This window comes from Limosilactobacillus alvi (assembly GCF_016900115.1).
Classification (GTDB): Bacteria; Bacillota; Bacilli; order Lactobacillales; family Lactobacillaceae; genus Limosilactobacillus; species Limosilactobacillus alvi.
Genome location: NZ_JACJJQ010000125.1, coordinates 1 through 247, shown reverse-complemented (window position 1 = coordinate 247; position 247 = coordinate 1). Strand labels below are relative to the sequence as shown.

The 247-nt window shown below is 62.8% G+C and carries 1 protein-coding gene; it reads right to left on the bottom strand.

All coding sequences use genetic code 11. The features are described from left to right. The coding region (locus H5993_RS09345; RefSeq protein ID WP_204777124.1) for an SGNH/GDSL hydrolase family protein at nt 1-247 on the bottom strand (247 nt) is incomplete at both ends.

Genomic DNA, 247 nt, shown 5'->3' with positions numbered 1-247 from the left:
GTTGGGGCGTATCGTGGCCAGCGGGTTGACCATCAAAGGCGCATCACCCGTCAGTAGGACAGGCTCTGCAAGAGCCCGCTGCACGGCTGGCAGCCAGATGTCGGACTGCCCCAAATCATTGGGGTGGGTTTCATCGGCCATGTACGGCGCTGCGTCGGTGAGTGCCACATACGGGCTGTAGACGTCGATAACGCCGCACCCGATCAGGTCGGCAGCTTTGCGCCAGGCCGTTGTCATTCGCGCAGAC